This is a genomic window from Rhodanobacter hydrolyticus (genome assembly GCF_044904645.1).
The window spans coordinates 163,857-183,241 of the sequence record NZ_JADIKK010000007.1 but is presented as its reverse complement, the minus strand read 5'-3'; the positions used below and the strand labels follow the sequence as shown (position 1 = coordinate 183,241).

General features: G+C 66.5%; 6 protein-coding genes and 1 tRNA gene. 3 read left to right on the top strand and 4 right to left on the bottom strand.

Annotated elements, in window-relative coordinates:
* Positions 1–90: 90 nt before the first annotated feature.
* Positions 91–180, top strand: a tRNA-Ser gene (locus ISP25_RS00890).
* Positions 181–603: 423 nt separating this feature from the next.
* Here the strand turns inward: ISP25_RS00890 and ISP25_RS00885 are convergent.
* Together ISP25_RS00885 and ISP25_RS00880 are read right to left on the bottom strand one after the other, a co-directional pair.
* Positions 604–1,314 carry a hypothetical protein gene (locus tag ISP25_RS00885; RefSeq protein ID WP_404611630.1) on the bottom strand — a complete coding sequence of 237 codons (711 nt, stop codon included), beginning with the start codon at positions 1,312–1,314 and terminating at the stop codon, positions 604–606.
* A 343-nt stretch (positions 1,315–1,657) separates the two neighbouring features.
* Positions 1,658–5,533, bottom strand: coding sequence for a GH36-type glycosyl hydrolase domain-containing protein (locus ISP25_RS00880; protein WP_404611628.1), 3,876 nt, complete (start codon positions 5,531–5,533; stop codon positions 1,658–1,660).
* Between the two features lie 172 nt (positions 5,534–5,705).
* Between ISP25_RS00880 and ISP25_RS00875 the strand changes: the two genes are divergently transcribed.
* Positions 5,706–7,070: a glucoamylase family protein gene (locus tag ISP25_RS00875; protein WP_404611626.1), complete on the top strand. Its 1,365-nt coding sequence runs from the start codon at positions 5,706–5,708 to the stop codon at positions 7,068–7,070.
* Positions 7,067–8,587, top strand: a complete 1,521-nt coding sequence (locus tag ISP25_RS00870) for a mercuric reductase (protein WP_404611624.1) — start codon at positions 7,067–7,069, stop codon at positions 8,585–8,587. Before ISP25_RS00875 ends, ISP25_RS00870 begins: the two co-directional genes overlap by 4 nt.
* Before the next feature lie 41 nt (positions 8,588–8,628).
* On the opposite strand, the gene pgm is transcribed toward ISP25_RS00870, so the two are convergent.
* Complete coding sequence (gene pgm, locus ISP25_RS00865; RefSeq protein ID WP_404611622.1) at positions 8,629–10,278, bottom strand: phosphoglucomutase (alpha-D-glucose-1,6-bisphosphate-dependent); 1,650 nt, start codon at positions 10,276–10,278, stop codon at positions 8,629–8,631.
* A 195-nt stretch (positions 10,279–10,473) separates the two neighbouring features.
* Complete coding sequence (locus ISP25_RS00860) at positions 10,474–18,969, bottom strand: GH36-type glycosyl hydrolase domain-containing protein (RefSeq protein WP_404612070.1); 8,496 nt, start codon at positions 18,967–18,969, stop codon at positions 10,474–10,476.
* Between the last annotated feature and the right edge of the window lie 416 nt (positions 18,970–19,385).

The following is a 19,385-nucleotide window of genomic DNA, read 5'->3' as shown; positions in this document are numbered from 1 at the left end:
GGCAGGCGCGGCAAGCCGACCCGTCGCGCTTGCCACAGCCCCGGCCAGCACGTAAAATCGCCGGCTCGCGCAGACCACGCGACAGCTTCCGGAGAGGTGGCAGAGTGGTCGAATGTACCTGACTCGAAATCAGGCGTACGTGTAAGCGTACCGTGGGTTCGAATCCCACCCTCTCCGCCAGTAATATCAAAGCCCTACACGATCCCAGCCATGCGCTGGGATTTGTGTTTCTGGGGGGTCGGGGTCACCTTGGGGTCACCGCGGCATCCGTAGTGGTGACCCACAAATGGGTGCCACCCATCGTCAACTCGCTGACCTGACCTCCGTACACCGGCACCGCGGACACGCCATCGGTTCTGCCAAGACTCGCTGGATCGTGGGTGTACCGTCAGTCCGCGATTTGATCGGGAAGATCATTAACGCTGGCATAAATGGCTGCTACGGACGAGCAGTGCACTGCGGGGCACAGCGAGGCATCACCGGGAAAAGAATGAAGCAATGGCGTACTGCTAGCTCAGCGTATGCGGCGCCCCTGGTCGCCCCGGCATCCCAACTCAGCCACTTCGTAGTGGTCACCGGATGAACCCGTCCATGCGTCCGTCGCTATTCCTGATAGGCCGGCCCGGGCAACACATCACAGGAATCCACCTGTCTGGGCCGGAAGTCGTCGCTGGTGGTGACCCAGTGATCGCCGAGCACCGATCGGTAGCAAACCGCTGCCGAAACATGCTCCCTGGCATCGTCCAGCGCTTTCCAGTGGTCAAGCATCGGCCCCTCGCCTGGCCTCTTCATCTGCAGAAAATAGGCAGACTCCCTGGCAGCCACGGCACGCCCGTTCATGCTGCCGGTGATCATGTTGGCTTTCATCGCAGTGACATCGCCAGCATCTTTGACACAGCAGTGGCGCAACAGGTCGGTAGTGGTCTTGATGGGCGTTCCTTGATAGCTCACGGTGAACTTCTCGATCAAGGCCGGGCCGACACCGGCATTGGTAAGCCCCAGTAGCGCCACCGCGTCGCCGCTGCTGCCGACGTTGCTGGATTCGTGCCGCAGGTAAGGCCACGAGTTGGCCATGACCAACTGCTTCATGGCGTGATGGTTCTCGATGGCGATGATCATCGAAACGACGGAGAGCACCAGCGCGCTCAAGGCCAGCATCAGATCGACCAGGCTGTGTCCTGATTTGTGCGAGTGCGCGTGTACCTCAGGTTCCAGTTCCATAACCAGGCCTTGTCTTCCCGTGGGCGTTGCCGGAGCATCGAATGCAACCGGTTGAAGCGCCCGATCATCGCGACCAACGGCAGGTGCGCGCAAGGGCCGGAAGTCCCATCAACCAGGCGGTCGAAATTGTTGAAATTATTGGCGGAGCCCGCTGAAGCAACTTCGCTGCTCTTAATGCATGAGCGACGCGGAGTCCGCTTTCCGCGCCTTTGCGTAACCTTTAGCCGCAACAGCACCGAGAGGATCAAGCGATGCGTATGGCCAACGTAGGGCAGGCGGTGTTTGCGGCGACCCTGATCGCCCTCGGCACCCTGCCCTGATCGAGGCTGGTTTCACCGTGATATGACAGCCGTTGTTGGGTCGCGTCCTCTTCACCAAATCAGAGGATGCAGCCCTTTTTGATTTGAGTCACTTCTGGCCGTCCGTCGAGACCGCGTCAGGCACCAAGCACCGCATGGATGCGATGAATGGCGCCGTCATCAACCAGGGGAACGCATAGCACACCGCCGATAATCGCCAATGCCTTGTCGTCCAGCGAGGCGCTGGCGATGCCGTGTTGGCAGCGGTGCGGATTGTCCACCCCGATCTCATAGCGGGTGACGAGGCCGTCGGAAGCACGGCGTTGGTAGCGCATCTCCAGGTACGGCCACGCAGCCGGCAGGCATGGCGACAATTGCAGCCGGCTGCCCTGCAGGTGGAAGCCGAGGATGGCTTCCACGCCGGCGCGATACAGCCAGCCAGCCGAACCGGTGTACCAGGTCCAGCCGCCGCAACCGATCCAGGGCTCGACCGAATAGACATCCGCACAGGCCACGTATGGTTCCGCGCGATAGCGTTCCAATGCTGCGGCGGTGTCTGCGTGACGGATGGGATTGAGCAGGTCGAACAGTTCGCCGGCATGGTTGCCCTGCCCCAGCCTGGCGAGGGCGAATACCGACCAGACGGCGCCGTGCGTGTACTGTCCGCCGTTTTCGCGGATACCTGGCGGATAACCCTTGATGTAGCCGGGGTTCTTGTCGGTATGGTCGAACGGGGGCGTAAGCAGCCGTGCGATGCCCGCGTCAGGCATCAGCAATTGTTGACGCACGGCCTGCATGGCGGTCTCGGTATGAGCGCGGTCGCTGGCGCCGGCGAGGACGCTCCACGATTGCGCGATGGTATCGATACGGCATTCCGCGCTCTGGTGCGAACCCAATGGGGTGCCTTCGTCATAGTACCCACGCCGGTACCAGGCGCCGTCCCAACCGGCATCGCCGTCCATGGCCCCGCGCAACGCGTCGGCATGCTGGCGCCAGTGTGTGGCGCGCTTGTCCTGGCCTCGCGACTCCGCCAGCGGCACGAACGCATCGATGGTGGCGATCAGGAACCAGGCCATCCAGGTGCTTTCGCCACGGCCCTGTGCGCCGACACTGTTCATGCCGTCGTTCCAGTCTCCGGTGCCGATCAGCGGCAAGCCGTGCGCACCGGTGGTCAGGCTTGAATCGATGGCGCGCGCAGCGTGTTCATACACGCTGGCGGAATCGCTGGAAGCTTGGGGCAGATAGAACGCGTCGGATGCACCTTGCGGGATCGGATCGCCCTTCAGGAAGGGCAGCGACTCGTCGAGCACGGCCGTGTCGCCGGTGACTTCCACGTAATGCGCAGCGACGAACGGCAACCATAGGCGGTCGTCGCTGATGCGGGTACGGATGCCCTTGCCGGTGGGCGGCAGCCACCAGTGCTGCACATCGCCTTCGGGAAACTGACGGCCGGCGGCGCGCAGCAGATGTTCGCGCGCGACGTCGGGCCGGCTTGTGCACAGTGCCATGATGTCCTGCAACTGGTCGCGAAAGCCGTACGCGCCGCTGGCCTGGTAGTACGCGGTGCGCGCCCACAGGCGACAGGCCAGCACCTGGTACGGCAGCCAGTCGTTGAGCAGGAGATCCATGGCGCGATCGGGTGTGCGCACCTGCACGACATCGAGCATGGCATCCCACTGCGCGCGCACTTCCGCCAGTGCGTAGTCGATGCCCGCCTCCCGATAGTGGCGCACCAGTGCGCGCGCGTCCTCGTGCGACGCGGCATCGCCAAGGATGAACAGTAGTTCGGCCTCTCCCTCCGGCTGCAGTTCCAGCACAGCCTGCAGCGCGCCACAGGGATCGAATCCCGCCCCCGTGTGGCCGGACAGCTCACCCTGCTCGAGCAATGCGGCCGGCCGCCCCACCGAGCCATAGAGGCCGAGGAACTCCAGCCGATCGCCAGTGCAGACGGCCGCCTTTTCGCCCAGGTCGACGAAGGCCACGCGCGTACCGAACTCCTCGCGCCAGCCATTGCACGCAAACAAGGCGCCGGAGGTGTCGCGTTCGGTCACGACAAAGGGCGCGCCGGCGACGCCGTTGGCACTCAAACCCCATTCCACATAGCCGGTGACCGACAGCCGACGTGACTGCGCCGAGCGGTTGCGAAGGCGCAGCCGCGAGAGCTTCACCGTGTCGTGCGTGGGTACGCATTGCAGCAGCTCAACCTCGACGTCGTGCGCAATATGCTCGAAGCGGCTCCAGCCCTTGCCATGCGTGACGCGGTAATGCGCCGAAGGCACGCGTATCGGCGCGGCGGTGACGCTCCACAGCAGGCCGCGATCTTCGTCGCGCAGGTAGAGCACTTCGTGCGGAGTGTCGGAGACGGGATCGTTCGGCCAGGGCGTCAAGGCGTTCTGCTGGCTGTTCTGCGACCACGCATAGCCGCCGCCTTCGGCCGAGACCAGGCAGCCGAATTGCGGGTTCGCCAGCACATTGATCCACGGCACCGGCGTGCAGCGTTCGCCGATCAGCTCGACCTGATAGCTGCGGCCGCCGTCCACGAAGCCGCCCAGACCATTGTCGAATTCGCGCGACTGCGTGGCCGCCTGCGTCGACGAGGGCGCAGGTGCCGGCGGAACATGTGCGCGCTGCGAGAGCGCACCAGCCACCTTCATCGTTCCACGCAGCGGTGCCGGCAACGGTGAGGTGCTATCCAGCTCGATGCACGCGACGGTGCGAAGGCCATCGCGCAATGCCGGTTGCAAGGTCTTGTCGTCCAGCGCGAAGCATTGCGCATGCGCGAGATCCTTCGACTTGAGCTGCTCGGTCTGGGCTTTCGTCATGGGCTGCAGCACGTCGTGCAAAGCACCGTCCGCGCAGTCCAGCAACACCATATCCACACCCAATTGCATGGCCTGCCAGTAGCGCTGGGCCTTAAGCAGTTCGCGCGCGCGTTCAAGTGCGGCCTTGGTCGTCAGTCGCAGCAGCACGATGGGACGGTCGCCGGAAATGCCAGCGCTCCACAGTGCCGGCGCGCCGCCCTGCCCGCGCGCCAGCACGTCCGTCGGCGCGCGCCAGGCGATGTCTGCATAGAGCATCGGACCGACCAGGGCATCGAAGCGCGCGGCCTGTTCTTCGTCGATCTCCAACGCGCGACGTCGCGACGCACTACGGGCCTCGGCGCTGCGGAGTGCCTGATCGGCGGCACCCGGGGTTTGCAAGGAGCGCAACAGCGACAACACGCCATCGCGACTGTCGGCCAGTGCGGTCCAGAAACACAGGCTGATGTGCTCACCAGGCGCCAGCTTCACGCGGCGACGCACGCTGAGCACCGGGTCGAGCATGCAGCCGGTGCGATTGGACAGCGTCGCGCCCGCGCGCATCGCAAGCGCATCGTGCAGCGTGTGACCGCGCCCAAGGAAGCGCATGCGGTCGCTTTCGTGTGCCTCGGCGCCCGGTGCCCCGTCTTCGAGGGTCATGGCATGCGCAGCCCACATGCGCGTCTCGTCCGGCGTGCGCGGACGACGGGTGACCAGCAACGCGCCGGCATCGGCCGCCCATTCCGTCTGCACGAACATCTTGGAAAACACCGGATGCGTGGCGTCTTCGTTGGCCGGTCCCAGCACCCATTCCGCATACGACGTGAGCGAAAGATCGCGCGACCGGTCACCGTGGTTGGTCACGGTGAGGTGACGCAGCTCCGCGTCCAAATCGCCATGCACGGCGACGTCCAGCACGCTTTCGAGCATGCCGTGACAGCGCATAAAACGTGCATGGGAAGCATGGAATTCCACGGCGAATTCCTGCGCCTCTCCACCCAGCGGTTGCGTTGCGGTGGACCAGGCCTCGCCGCTGTCCTCGTCGCGCAGCAGCACATAGCTGCCCCAGGGATCGCCAACGGGATCCCCGCGCCAGCGTGTGACCGCCTGCCCGTTCCACTGGCAACCGCCCGTGCCGGCAGCGCTCACGAAGCTGGCGAGACGGCCGTTGGAAAGCCACAAGACGGGATGCGCGACGCGGGAAGACGAGGCCATGATCGGTCGGTGATCCTTCGCACGGCCAAGCTCAGGCCGCGCATGCAGAAAGAACCCGAGCCTACGGCCCGCTCAGAAATGTGGCGTGAAAGCGATGGCTAGGCGTCCTCTACACATGCTCCATGCAATGGCTGCGGCATGCTGCAAGGCGGTTCACGTCTACTGGCCCTGCATGTCAGAAAAATATTCCGCCACGCCCGCCTCTGCCGCTGCCGGCCGGCCGTCCCTCGACGCGCTGGACGACGAGTCTCTGCTCGACCGCCTGCAGCGCGCAGCCTGCGACTATTTCACCCAGGCAGGCAATCCGCACAACGGCTTGATGGCGGACACCTCGCGCGAAGGCTCGCCGTCGAGCACCGCAGTGACGGGCTTCGCACTGTCGTGCTATCCGGTTGCGGTGGAACGCGGCTGGATGTCGCGCGCCGAAGCGCTCCAGCGCAGCCTGGCGGCGCTGCGCTTCTTTCGCGCCAGCGAGCAGAGCGATCGCCCGGATGCCACCGGCTACAAGGGTTTCTACTACCACTTCCTCGACATGCACACCGGCGGACGCACCTGGACATGCGAGCTTTCGATGATCGACACCGCCATGCTGATTGCCGGCATGCTGACCGCACGTGAATACTTCGATACGGATGCCGCGGCCGAACGCGACGTGCGCGAGCTGGCGGACGAGATATACCTGCGCGTGGACTGGCACTGGGCCCAGGACGGCAAGTCCACGATACGCCAGGGCTGGAAGCCGGAATGCGGCTTCCTGCACTACGGCTGGGATGGCTACAACGAGGCCATCGTGCTGTACGCGCTGGCGGCCGGTTCGCCCGCCCATGCCATCACCGACGAGTGTTACCGCGCGTGGACGCTCACCTACCAGTGGGAAAACCTGTACGGCCACGATTTCCTCTATGCCGGACCGCTGTTCGTGCACCACTACTCGCATGCGTGGATCGATTTCCGCGGCATCCGCGACCGCTTCATGCACGAGAAACGCTGCGACTATTTCGAAAACAGCCGCCGGGCAGCGCTGGTGCAGCGCGAATACGCCCGGCGCAATCCGAACGGATTCGCGGGTTACGGCGAATCGTGTTGGGGACTGTCGGCGTGCGACGGCCCCAGTGAGGGCCGGCTGGATGCCTGCGGCGAACCGCATCGCCTGTTCGGCTATTCGGCGCGCGGCGTTCCTTACGGCCCGGACGACGGCACCGTGTCGGCACCGGCCGTACTGGCCTCGCTGCCATTCGAACCGCAGCTGGCACTGCAGGGGCTGCGCCACATGCTGGCGCAGTACCCGGAGATGCTCAGCGGGGATCGCCTGGCTGCCAGCTTCAATCCCTCACTGGCCGACAGCCATGGCCGGCCCTGGGTGTCGGATGGGCACTACGGGCTGGACCAGGGCATCGTGGCGATGATGATAGAGAATCACCGCAGCGGCTTGCCTTGGCGCCTGATGCGCCGCAATCCCTGGCTGGTGCGCGGACTGCGGCGCGCGGGCTTCCGTGGCGGTTGGCTGGAGAATGTCGCGCCGGAAACGAGCCGATGACGACTGCAGCCCCTTCCCTTCCGCAGGACGAGGTCGAGCTCCGTCGCACCGGGCACCTGCATCCGACGCAGTGGCGCAATCCGGAACCTGCATCGCGCTATCACCTGGTGGTGATCGGCGCCGGCCCCGCCGGCGTAGCCGCTGCGCGGGCCGCCGCCGCGGCAGGTGCACGGGTGGCGCTGCTGGAGCGCGCACAGATCGGCGGGACCAGCCTCAACACCGGCTGCGTACCTTCAAAGGCACTGATCCGTACCGCACGCCTGTGCGCCGATCTGCGCGACGCGGCGCGCTATGGTGCCCGCGTGTCCGATGAAACGGCGCCGCCGGACTTCGGCCGCGCGATGGAACGCATGCAGCGCATCCGCGCCCGCCTCGCCGATGACGACAGTGCGCGGCGATTGGTGGCTTCGGGCATCGACTTTTTTTTTGGCGAGGCGCGCTTTGCCGGCACCGATTGCCTGCGTGTCGACGGCACGATGCTGCACTTCGCCAAGGCGCTGATCGCCACCGGCGCGCGTCCGAACATTCCCGCGATTCCCGGCCTGGTCGAAACGGGCTACCTCACCCACGAAAACATATTCGACCTCACCACGCTGCCGCCGCGCATGCTGGTGATCGGCGGCGGCCCGCTGGGCTGCGAGATGGCGCAGGCGTTCTGCCGACTGGGTGCGAAAGTCACCCTGGTGCAGGACCGCCCGTTGTTCCTGCCGCGCGAGGAACGCGACGCCGCGCAGTTGCTCTCCGATGCACTGGCCCGGGACGGCATCGCCATCCGCCTGAACAACCGGATCACCGCCGTGCGCGGCCAGGGGGAAACGCGGTTCGTCGAGATGGTCAGCGACAACTACCACAGCACCGTCGAGGTGGACGCGATCCTCACCGGCATCGGCCATGTCGCCAACGTGGACGGATTGGACCTGGAGCGTGCGGAAGTGGAATGCAATCGCGCCTCGGGCGTGCGGGTGGACGACTTCCTGCGCACCAGCAATCCGCGCATCTATGCCGCCGGCGACGTATGCATGGAACACAAATACGCGCATGCCGCGGCGGCCGCCGCGCGCCTGGCGGTGTCCAACGCGCTGTTCCGCGGAAGCGAACGCCTCAGCCGGCTGGTGATTCCGTGGTGCACCTTCACCGATCCCGAGATCGCCCACGTCGGCCTCTACGTGCGCGAGGCCAACCGTCGCGGCATTCCCGTGAAGACCTACACCGTACCCATGCACGAAATCGATCGCGCGGTGATAGACAGCGAACGGGAGGGCTTCGCGAAGATCCACGTGCAGGACCACACCGACCGCATCCTTGGCGCCACCGTGGTGGCCCGCAACGCGGGCGACATGATCAACGGCCTCACCTTGGCGATGGAGGCCGGCCTGGGCCTGCGCAGGCTTGAGCGCGTGATCCATGCCTACCCTACGCAGGCCGAAGTGATCCGCGCCGCCACCGACGCCTACCGTGCCTCGCGCCTCACCGAACGGGTGCGGGCGCGGTTGACCCGATGGCTGGACAAGACCTGAGTGGACCCGCGGACGGCTGCCGGATCGCCGGATATGCGCCGCTATCCCTTCAACGCCTCGTCCACGATGTGCTGCGCCTCGTCCAGGATGGACTTGAGGTGCGCCTCGTCGAGGAAGCTCTCGGCGTAAATCTTGTAGATCTCCTCGGTGCCGGAGGGGCGCGCGGCGAACCAGCCGCTGGCGGTAGCCACCTTGATGCCGCCAATCGGCGCGTTGTTGCCCGGCGCATGGTCGAGCACCTGCTCGATCTTCTCACCGGCCAGCGTATCGATCTTCACCTGTTTCGGCGTCAGTTGGGACAAGCGTTTCTTCTGCCCCGCATCGGCGACCGCTTCGACCCGGTCGGCGCAGGGCTCGCCCAGTGCGCGGGTGAGTTCCGCGTACAGCTCGCCGGGGTCGCGCCCGCTGCTCGCGGTGATTTCGGCGGAGAGCAGCGCGGGCACGAGGCCGTCCTTGTCGGTGGTCCACACGGTGCCGTCGCAGCGCAGGAACGAAGCGCCCGCGCTTTCCTCGCCGCCAAAGCCCAGTGAGCCGTCGAACAGACCCTCGGCAAACCATTTGAAGCCCACCGGCACCTCGTGCAGGCGACGATCCAGGCGCTTCGCCACGCGGTCGATCAACGCGGTACTGACTACCGTCTTGCCCACGCCGACATCGGCCTTCCAGCCGGGACGATGGCGGAACAGGTAATCCACCAGCACCGACAGGTAATGGTTGGGCGGCATCAGACCGCTGCTGCGCGTCACGATGCCGTGGCGGTCGTGGTCGGTGTCGCAGGCGAAGGCCACGTCGTAACGGTCCTTCAGTCCGATCAGGCGCTGCATCGCGTACGACGAGGAGGGGTCCATGCGGATCTTGCCGTCCCAGTCCACCGTCATGAAGGCGAACTGCGGGTCCACTTCTTCGCTGACCACGGCGAGGTCGATGCCATAACGATCGGCGATCGGCGCCCAGTAGTGCACACCCGCGCCGCCCAGCGGATCCACGCCCATGTGCACACCGGCGGCACGGATGGTTTCGAAGTCCACCACGTTGGCGAGGTCGGCCACGTAGGCGCCGAGGTAGTCGTGCTCCTGCGTCGTGGAGGCGCGGCGCGCCTGTGCGAACGGCACGCGTCGCACCTGCTTCAGGCCGCCCTCCATCAATTCATTGGCACGGTGCTGGACCCAGTCGGTGATGCCGGTATCGGCCGGACCGCCGTTGGGTGGGTTGTACTTGAAACCGCCATTGTCCGGAGGATTGTGCGAAGGCGTGATCACGATACCGTCCGCAAGGCCCGTGCTGCGCCCGCGGTTGTGCGCCAGGATGGCGTGCGATACCGCCGGCGTGGGCGTGAACTCGTCACCGGCGGAAGCGCGCACTTCCACCTCATGCGCTGCCAGTACTTCCAGCGCGCTCTCGAAGGCTGGGCGCGACAACGCGTGGGTGTCGCAACCGATGAACAGCGGGCCATCGATGCCCTTCTTCTTGCGGTATTCGCAGATCGCCTGGCTGATCGCCCAGATATGCCATTCGTTGAAGCTGCGCTCCAGCGAGCTGCCGCGATGGCCTGAGGTACCGAAGGCCACGCGCTGGTCCGCCACTGCCGGATCCGGGCGCAGACTGGCGTAGGCGGCGAGCAGCTTGGGCACGTCCACCAGGATCGAGGCGGGCGCCGGCTTGCCGGCGAGCGGACTGATGTCTGTGCTCATGTGGATTCCTGCTGGGTGGGAAGCGGTGCAGTCAGCGCCATCACGGCTCCATGCAGATCCGGCGATGCTGGCTGGGCGCCTGATGCCGACATGTCAATTGCCTTGTGTCCGCCGGACGGCGAGGAGGTCGGCAAGCATGGATGTGCCGGCGTAAAGATCAGGTATGCAAGCCGCACACAGGAGCGAACATCGCGTTCATCCACGGAACACCTCGGCGTGATGGTCGCGGCCGTCGTCCACCAACGCGATGTCGTTGCTGTCCTGCAATTGGCCGTCGAGTACGCAGCGTTCGGTTTCGCCGTCCCGCACACGGCGCACCACGATGTGGTAGTCGGTTTCGCGGAAGCGATAGTCCAGCGCGAACGTGTCCCAGCTTTGCGGCAGCAAGGGCAGCAGACGCAGGCGCTCGCCTTCCACGCGCAGGCCCAGCAGCGAATCCACGATCAGGCGGTACAGCCAGCCTGCCGAGCCGGTGTACCAACTCCAGCCCCCTCGTCCCACGTGCGGTGGTGCGCCGTACACGTCGGCGGTCACCACATAGGGTTCCACCTTGTAGGTGGCGATGGCATCGCCCTGGCCGTGGTTGACGGGGTTGATGAGGTTGAGCAACTCCCAGGCGCGCGCGCCGTCGCCCAGTTCGGCGAAGGCCATCGCCGCCCATACTGCGGCATGCGTGTACTGGCCGCCGTTCTCGCGCACGCCGGGCACGTAGCCCTTGATGTAGCCGGGGTCGAGCGCGGAAGTGTCGAACGGGGGATCAAGCAATTGCACCAGGCCGGCGTCGCGGCGCACCAGATGCGTATCCAGCGCATCCATCGCCTGACGCTGACGCAGGGGATCACCCGCGCCGGACAATACCGACCAGCTCTGCGCGATGGAGTCGATGCGGCATTCGAGATTGGCCGTCGAGCCCAGCGGCGTACCGTCGTCGAACCAGGCGCGGCGATACCAGCCGCCGTCCCATGCGCTGCGATCGAGGTTCTCGCGCAGTGTGGCGGCTTCGTCCACGCATCGCTGTGCGAAAGCCTCGTCGCCGTGCAGGCGCGCCAGCGGCACGAAGCGCTGCAGCACGTGATACAGGAAGAAGCCCAGCCATACGCTTTCGCCGCGGCCGCCTTCGCCCACCTTGTTCATGCCGTCGTTCCAGTCGCCGCTGCCCATCAGCGGCAGGCCGTGCGTACCGCGCGCGGCAGCACGGTTGATCGCACGCTTGCAATGCTCGTAGAGCGACTCCCGCAATTCCGAATGCGTGGGCAGGTCGTAGTAGGACTCTTCGCCCGGTCCCAGCAGCCGTCCCTCGATGTAGTTCGCCTGTTCGCCCAGCACGCCGGTGTCGGCGGTAACTTCCACATACCGGCTGGTGGCCAGTGGCAACCAGAGGAAATCGTCCGAGCAGCGCGTGCGTACGCCACGGTCCAGCGGCGGGTGCCACCAGTGTTGCACGTCGCCCTCGGGGAACTGATGCTCGGCGCACAGCAACAGATGCTGGCGCACCGCATAGGGCGAGGCGTGGACCATCGCCATCGCATCCTGCAACTGGTCGCGGAAACCGATCGCGCCGCCCGACTGGTAATAGCCGCTGCGCGCCAGGAAGCGGCAGGCGATGGTCTGGTACATCAGCCAGCCGTTGGCGAGCACGTCCACCGCCGGATCGGGCGTGCGCACCTGCACCTTGCCCAGCGTCCAGCGCCAATGCATGCGCACCGCCTCCAACGCGGCAGCGGCAGTGCCGCGATAGCGGAAGCGCTGTACCAGTTCGCTGGCCGCCTTGGCATCGGCGGCGACACCAAGGCGGAAGATCACCTCGTACTCGTCGTCATGGTCCAGCTCGAATGCCACCTGCACCGCGCCGCAGGGATCCATGCCGGCGCCGACCTGGCCGGAAAGTCTCGCGTTCGCCATGGCCGCCGGTCGGCGCAGGCTGCCGTTGCGGCCGAGGAATTCCGCCCGGTCGCCGCTGATGCTGCGCGCAGGGTGGTCGACGTCGATGAAGGCGACGCGGCCGACGAACTCCATGTTCCAGGCGTTGCGCGCCATCAGCGCGCCGGTGACGGGATCGGAACTGGTGATCACGTGCATTGCGGTCTTGTCGCGGAGGTCGCCGAGCACCCACTCCACGTAACCGGTGGCGCTGAACTTGCGCGTGCGGCCGCTGGTGTTTCGCACGCGCAGCACCGAGAACTTCACCGGCGCATCGAGTGCCACGTACACCCACAGCTCGCTGCGGATACCGTCCTGCTCGTGCTCGAACACGCTGTAGCCGAAGCCGTGACGGGTGCGGTAGGTGCCCCGTCCGCGGCATGGCAGCGGCGTGGGCGACCAGTACTCTCCGCTCTGCTCGTCGCGCAGGTAGATCGCCTCGCCGCCTGCGTCGGTGACCGGGTCGTTGCCCCAGGGAGTGAGCCGGAACTCGTGTGCGTTCTCGCTCCAGGTGTAGGCGCCGCCGCTTTCCGAAACAACCGTGCCGAACTGCGCGTTGGCCAGCACGTTCGCCCAGGGTGCGGGCGTGGCGCGGCCCGGCGCCAGCGTCACCACGTATTCGCTGCCGTCCGGCGCGAAGCCGCCGTAGGAGTTGCGCAACATCAACTCCTCGCTCGCCGGTGTTTGCGCCGGCGCGGACAAGGCACCCGAGGACTTTGCTTCGGTGGCGCGGAACGGCGCCGGTTGCGTCTGCACGTGATGGCGCCCGACCTGCTCTGCCAGGCCACCGCGGCTGTCGCTCAGTACCAGCCGTGCGGACGCCTGCATCAGCAACCGCTCCTCGCCGGACAGCTGCTGCGCGGAACGCACGAAGATGCCGCCCGGACGATCGATCAGATTCGCTTCCACACCCGAAGCAATCAGTCCCATGATCTGGTCGCGCAGCTGCTGGTGGTAGCCGGCGTGGTCTTCGTTCCAGATCACCAGGTCCACCGCCAGGCCTTTCAGGCGCCAATAGGCATGGGCCTGCACGAGCTGCCGCACCAGCTCGATGTGTGCAGGATCGGAGATATGCAGCAGCACGATAGGCAGATCGCCGGAAACCGCCTGCCCCCACAAACCGGACTGCCCGCGCCGGTTGGCGCGCAGGATGCCGGGATCGGCGCGCAGCGACGGATTGGCGTAGACGATGGAGGTGGCCATGTGCTCGTACAGCTGCGCGTCGGCAAGGCTGGCGTTGAGCTGGCGCAGCAGTACCTGGCTGTGCGTCCAGGCCAGGTCGAACACGCGATCGGCAAGGTGGCGGTCGCGGTATTTCTCGATCAGGCGCAGGCAGGCATCGCGGCTGTCGCCCATGCCGGTGACCAGGTCCACCCGCGCCGACTGTTCCGGCTCCAGCGTGATGCGGCAGCGGATCGCCACCACGGGATCGAGCACCGATCCCTCGCTGTCGCCGAGCTTGCGATGCGCCTCACCCGATGCGAGCGCACGCGGCGCGGCAAGAGTGCGGTTGCGGCCGATGAAGCGTGCGCGGTCGGTCTCGTAGGAGATCTCGTCGATGTCCGCGCCGTGCACTGCAAGCAAGTGGCACATCCACGGCACATGCTCGTCGGCCGAGCGCGGCCGGCGCGTGCAAACGATGGCCTGCAGTGCACGCACCAGTTCGGTCTGCACGAAAAGCTTGCTGAAGGCCGGATGCAGCGCATCGGCCATCGGCGGCGCCAGCACCACTTCGGCGTAGCTGGTGATCTCGATGGTGCGCCGCGTACGCGCGAAGTTGGTAACGCGCATGCGGCGAAGCTCGATGTCGTCCTCCGGCGAAACCACGATCTCGGTGTGCGTGTCGAAGTCGCGCTCGCGCACGCGGAACTCGGCGCGTGCGTCGGAGAAGATCGCCTCATGGAACCCGACGCGGCGCCGCACGGGTTGATGCGCCGCGGACCAGAACACGCCGCTCTCCACGTCGCGCAGATAACAGAACTGCCCCCAGTCGTCGCGGCTGATGTCCTCGTGCCAGCGTGTCACGGCCAGCTCGCGGCGACGGCTGTAGCCGCCGCCGGCGCTGCTCACCATGACGTGGTAGCGGCCATTCGAAAGCAGTTGCACGGCGGGCCGCGGGCGGTTCGGATCGGTGAACACGCGCAACCTCGTCTCCGCTCCCCGCGCCAGCGCTTCGGGCGCGGGTGCCGAGGTGGCATGACGGTATTCGGCCGCGCTGCGCGGCACGCGCTCCTGCAGCAGCAACAGGGTGGCCTGCAGGGCCGGATCGGCGACGAAGCGGCGCTGCATCGGCTGGCTGCACAGCAAGTGGTCCAGCGCCAACAGGCTCATGCCCTGGTGGTGCGCCATGTAGGAACGGAGCACCGTGGCGCGCTGTCCATGCGGCAACCGCGCGGGCGTGTAGTCAACGGCTTCGTGCAATCCATAACGGCCCTCCAGGCCCTCTTCCGCCAGCCGCTGCAGGTTGGCGCAGGCAGCCTTCGGCGCAACCATCAGCGCCAGCGCCGTGGCATAGGGCGCCACTACCAGTTCCTCGCCCAGGCCACGCTTCAGGCCCAAGCCAGGCACGCCGAAGGCGCGGTACTGGTAATTGAAATGGACGTCCATCGTGTTGTAGCCCGATTCCGATACGCCCCATGGCAGGCCTAGCTGGTGGCCGTACTCGATCTGCCGCGCCACCGCGGCGCGGCAGGTCTGGTCGAGCAAGGTGCTTTCGTAGCTGGGCATCACCAGCATCGGCATCAGGTACTCGAACATCGAGCCGGACCACGACAGCAGCACCGGCTCGCCACCGGTGACGGTGAGCAGGCGGCCGAGCGCAAACCAGCTTTCCTGCGAAAGCTGGCCCTGCGCGATGGCAACGAAGCTGGTGAGTCGTGCCTCGGAGGCGAGCAGGTCGTAAAAGCCCGAGTCCAGCCGGCGCTCGTCCACGTTGTAGCCGATCGACAGCAGCTCGCGCCGCGCGTCGTGCAGGAAGCCGTAGTCCATCATCGCCAACGCACCGCACTGTGCTGCCAGCCGCTCCATCGTCGCGAGCAGGTCCGAGGCACGATTGCGCGCCTCCTGCAACGGGATCGAGGCCTGCACCTCGTCGATCTGCGCCAGCTGGCGCAGCGTAGGCATGCCCAGGTCGCCCTCCCCGGCCGCCCAGTGGACGAAGGGGCGGAGGCAATCGCAACCGTCGTGGCATTGCACGCGCAGTGCCTGCAACCAGAAGTCGGCGTCTCCCTCCGGCTCGACATCCAGCGCGGCCGCGGCGGCCTCGGCAAGGTCGGTCAGGCGTTCCATGCAGGCGACGGCGGCTTTCACGTTGCCGAGCGGCTGGCCAAGCGCGGCTTCCAGCTCGCGGCGCAGGGCAGCCAGCGCGTCGGTGCGGCGGTCCTCCGCGACGAGTGCGCGCTCCAGCAGGTCGAGGGTGTCGGCCAGGCCTTCGAGCTGGCGGTGCTCGAACAGCGGCGCATCGGCCAGCTCCAGCAGGCCGATGCGCAGGGTAAGCAGGTGCCCGGCAAGGTTGCCGCTGTCCACGGTAGATACGTAGCGGGGCGGCAACGGTTGCAGCGACAGCGTGTCGTACCAGTTGTAGAAATGACCGCGATGGCGCGGCAGGTCCTGCAACGTGCGCAGCGTGCCACCCGTACGTTGCAGCAAGCGCTCGACGCTCAGGTAGCCCAGGTCCCACGCCGACAGATTCGCCAACAAGGCCAGGCCCATGTTGGTGGGCGAGGTACGGTGGGCGATCATCAGCTCCGGCTGCTCCTGCCGGTTGTCTGGCGGCAACCAGTTCTCCTGCGGACCCACATGGCTCTCGAAGAACGCCCAGGTCTTGCGCGCCAGTCGGCGCAGGAAACGGATATCGGTGGGCGTGGCGTCGAAATGTTGCGACGGCTGCGGCCGGCTGATCCGCCAGGCGATCGCGGGCGCCACCAGCCACAGCAGCAGGAACGGCGCGGCCACGCCAAGCGCGGCCGGCCGGGTCCACGCCAGGGTCGCGCCGACCAGCACGCCCAGCAACGGAGCGATCCACATCGCGCGCCACAGCACCGCGGGGTCGTCGCGCCCCGCACGCGCGGTCTGCCGCGAAGGTTTCCATTGCAGCAGGTTCCGGCGGCTGACGAAGAGTCGCCACAGGGTACGCAGCACCGCATCGAGGCTGTACAGCGCCTCGTGCGGCAGCCACACCAGGCCGAGTGCGGCGCGCGCCGCATGCTGCCCGACCTCGCGCATGGCGGCGCGCAGATGCTGGTCCAGCACCGCGTCGCGCGGCTTCTGGAACAGTTCCAACAACGAGGCCAGCAACAGCGGCACCAACACCACCATCAGCACGGCGAGGGTCCACGAGGGTTGCGTCGCACACGACAGCCATCCGAACAACAGCAAGACCATCAACGAGGGCGGTACCAGGCTGCGCCGCAGGTTGTCCAGGATCTTCCAGCGCGACAGCGCAGTGAGCGGATTGCGCCGCCAGCCGCCGCCGCGCGCCGGCGCCCATGGCAGCAACCAGGGCAGCAGTTGCCAGTCGCCGCGGATCCAGCGGTGCCGCCGCCTGGCGTCGTCGATGTAGCGCGCCGGATATTCCTCGTACAGCAGCAGGTCGCTGATCAACCCGCTGCGCGCGTAGCAGCCTTCCAGCAGGTCGTGGCTGAGGATGTGGTTGTCCGGGAAGCGGTCGCCGAGCACCTTCTCGAAGGCGTCCAGATCGTAGATGCCCTTGCCGATGAAGGATCCTTCGTCGAACAGGTCCTGGTACACGTCCGATACCGCGCGCGTGTATGGGTCGATGCCCGCGTCGCTGCCGAACAGCCGCGCATACGCCGAACGCATCGCGCTGGACAGGCTGATGCCCACGCGCGGCTGCAGGATGGCGTGGCCCGCGACGACACGCACGCATGTGGGGTCGAATACCAGGCTGTTGAGCGGATGCGCCATCGCACCCACGAAGCGGCGCGCGGACTCGCGCGGCAACTGGGTATCCGCATCCAGCGTGATCACATAGCGCACGTCCGCCAGCACATCGGCGCGGCCCATCACCAGGGCGAAGGCGTCGCGCGCGCCGCCGCGCAACCATGCATTGAGGTCGGACAGCTTGCCGCGCTTGCGCTCGCGTCCGCCCCAGGTGCGTTCTGAAGGATTCCACCGGCGCGGACGGTGAAACAGGAAGAAGCGATCTGCCTCGGCGTCGGCATAGGCTTCGTTCAAGGCCTCGATGCGTTCGCGCATCAGGTTCAGCAGTGCTTCGTCCTGCGGCTGACTTTCGGCGGCGGCATCGGCGAAGTCAGTGAGCAGGGCGAAGTGCAGGTAGCGGTCCCGGTTCGCCAGGTAGCGCACCAGCAGGCCTTCGGCAAGTTCGTCGACGTCGTCCGCATCCGTCAGCATGGCGGGCACCGCCACCAGGGTGCGCTTGTCGGACGGCAGGCCTTCGTCATAGTCCATCCGCGGCAGGACCCGCGGATCGGTGATTACCGTCGCCAGCCAGTTCACCAGGCTGATGGCCAGCTGGCTGCTTACCAGGACTACCGGAATTGCCAGCAACAGCCAGGGCCAGCGGCGGGCGGTGTCGAGCGGCAGGTTCTGTACCAGCGGCCACGCCAGCAGCACGGTGAGCAGCACGATCAAGCCCAGGTAGAGCGTCACCGGCCGGCGCCCGTGAAACACCAGCCGACGCCAAAACCGCGCGGGTGTCGCGCGCGCTTCCACACGCGCTTCCAGTGCCTCCACTCCGCCGTCCACCAGGTAGAAGCCGACGTGGCCGCGCGCCTCAGCCCGTTCGCCACCGCCACCTTCACGCGCCAACGCCACTGCGGCCTGGGCTACCGCCTGCTCGGACAGCGTGCAATGCCGCGCCAGAGTCTCCACCGCGCGGCGGTATTGGTCGCGCGTGGCGAAGTCCATGTCCGCGTAGACACCCGTCGGGTCTTCGCGCAGCGCGCGCTCCACCAGGCTGGTGCTCTCGACGAAGCCGCGCCAGTCCATCGCCGAGAGCGTGCGCAGGCTGCCGATGCTGTTGCCGATGGAAACCTGGTCGGCCGCCTGCTGTTGCGCTTCCATCCGCACCATGTGTTCGATGCTTTGTCCGGACTCCGTCAGGCGCTGTTCCACCCAGGTCAGCGGCAGCACCAGCGCAGGACTCTGGCCCTGCAATCGGCGCGCCAGCTCGGCCACGAAGGAGCTGACCATCGGTGGATTCGAGCGTGCCATGTCGGCCACCGCCAGCACGACGCTCTTGGGATCGCGCTCCGCCACCTCGCTCATGCGATTGGCCCAGTGCGCGGCGCGGCGACGATCGCCCCAGTCGATCATCACCCGTGCGGCCACGCGGCGCAGGTTCTCTATCAGCGCCAGCCGCAGCATGATCGGGATGGCCCACAGCTCGCCGAGCGTAAGCGGAGCCACGGTCTGGTACGAGGTGACGAAACGGCGCAGGCTTTCGACATCCACGTGGCCATCGCCGTGCGCAATGGTTTCCTGGGCGATTTCATATACCCGGGGCAAACCCGCACATGGCCCGTTCAACAATACCGGCAGCTCGCGGCTGTAACCCTTGGGAAGGTGACGCTGTGCCGTGCGGATCTGTTCCTCGACCAGGTAATAGTTGTCCAGCAACCACTCTGCCGCGGGGGTGATGCGACGGCCGTCGCGCATGGTTTGCGTGAGCAGGTCGCTGGCCTCTGCCAGCAGCCGTTGATTGCTGGACAGGCGCGCCAACAATGCGTCGGTCCGCGTCTGCGCACTCGTGCGGTGACGACTGGCCAGTTCGGCGCCGTGCTGATCCATCCGATCGGCGCTGAACAGCTCGTCACGCAACGCCGATTCCGGCTCGTCCTGCTGCTGCCGGCGACGGCGCAGACGTATACGCAGACGGCGGAGAAAGGGAATGGATAGCAGGCCGTTTTTCAAAAGCGGGCGTCCTTTGGCAGGAGCGTGAGGGGATGCCGCATCGCACGGATGCGCTTCGACCGCACGAGGCGGCCATGGATTCGACCCTGTCCCTCTTTAGATAACGGGCTGCGCGAAAGCGCCGCGTGAAGGCCTCCGTGATCCTGCGTTCACATCGCGCGCGACGGGCCGATGCGGCGCGCACCCGTCAACTGCCTGTTCTACGCTGCGCCACACCGTGCCTTCGCAAACTCGCGTACGCTTTTTGCTTTTACAGAGATTCTTTGCACCGCCTACCGACATCCGTCATGCTC

What these genes read in the sequence shown, in the direction of transcription:
- ISP25_RS00880 (WP_404611628.1), bottom strand. Translation starts at nt 5,533, where the DNA reads ATGGCCTCGTCTTCCCGCGTCGCGCATCCCGTCTTGTGGCTTTCCAAC.
- ISP25_RS00875 (WP_404611626.1), top strand. Translation starts at nt 5,706, where the DNA reads ATGTCAGAAAAATATTCCGCCACGCCCGCCTCTGCCGCTGCCGGCCGG.
- ISP25_RS00870 (WP_404611624.1), top strand. Translation starts at nt 7,067, where the DNA reads ATGACGACTGCAGCCCCTTCCCTTCCGCAGGACGAGGTCGAGCTCCGT.
- pgm (WP_404611622.1), bottom strand. Translation starts at nt 10,278, where the DNA reads ATGAGCACAGACATCAGTCCGCTCGCCGGCAAGCCGGCGCCCGCCTCG.
- ISP25_RS00860 (WP_404612070.1), bottom strand. Translation starts at nt 18,969, where the DNA reads ATGGATCAGCACGGCGCCGAACTGGCCAGTCGTCACCGCACGAGTGCG.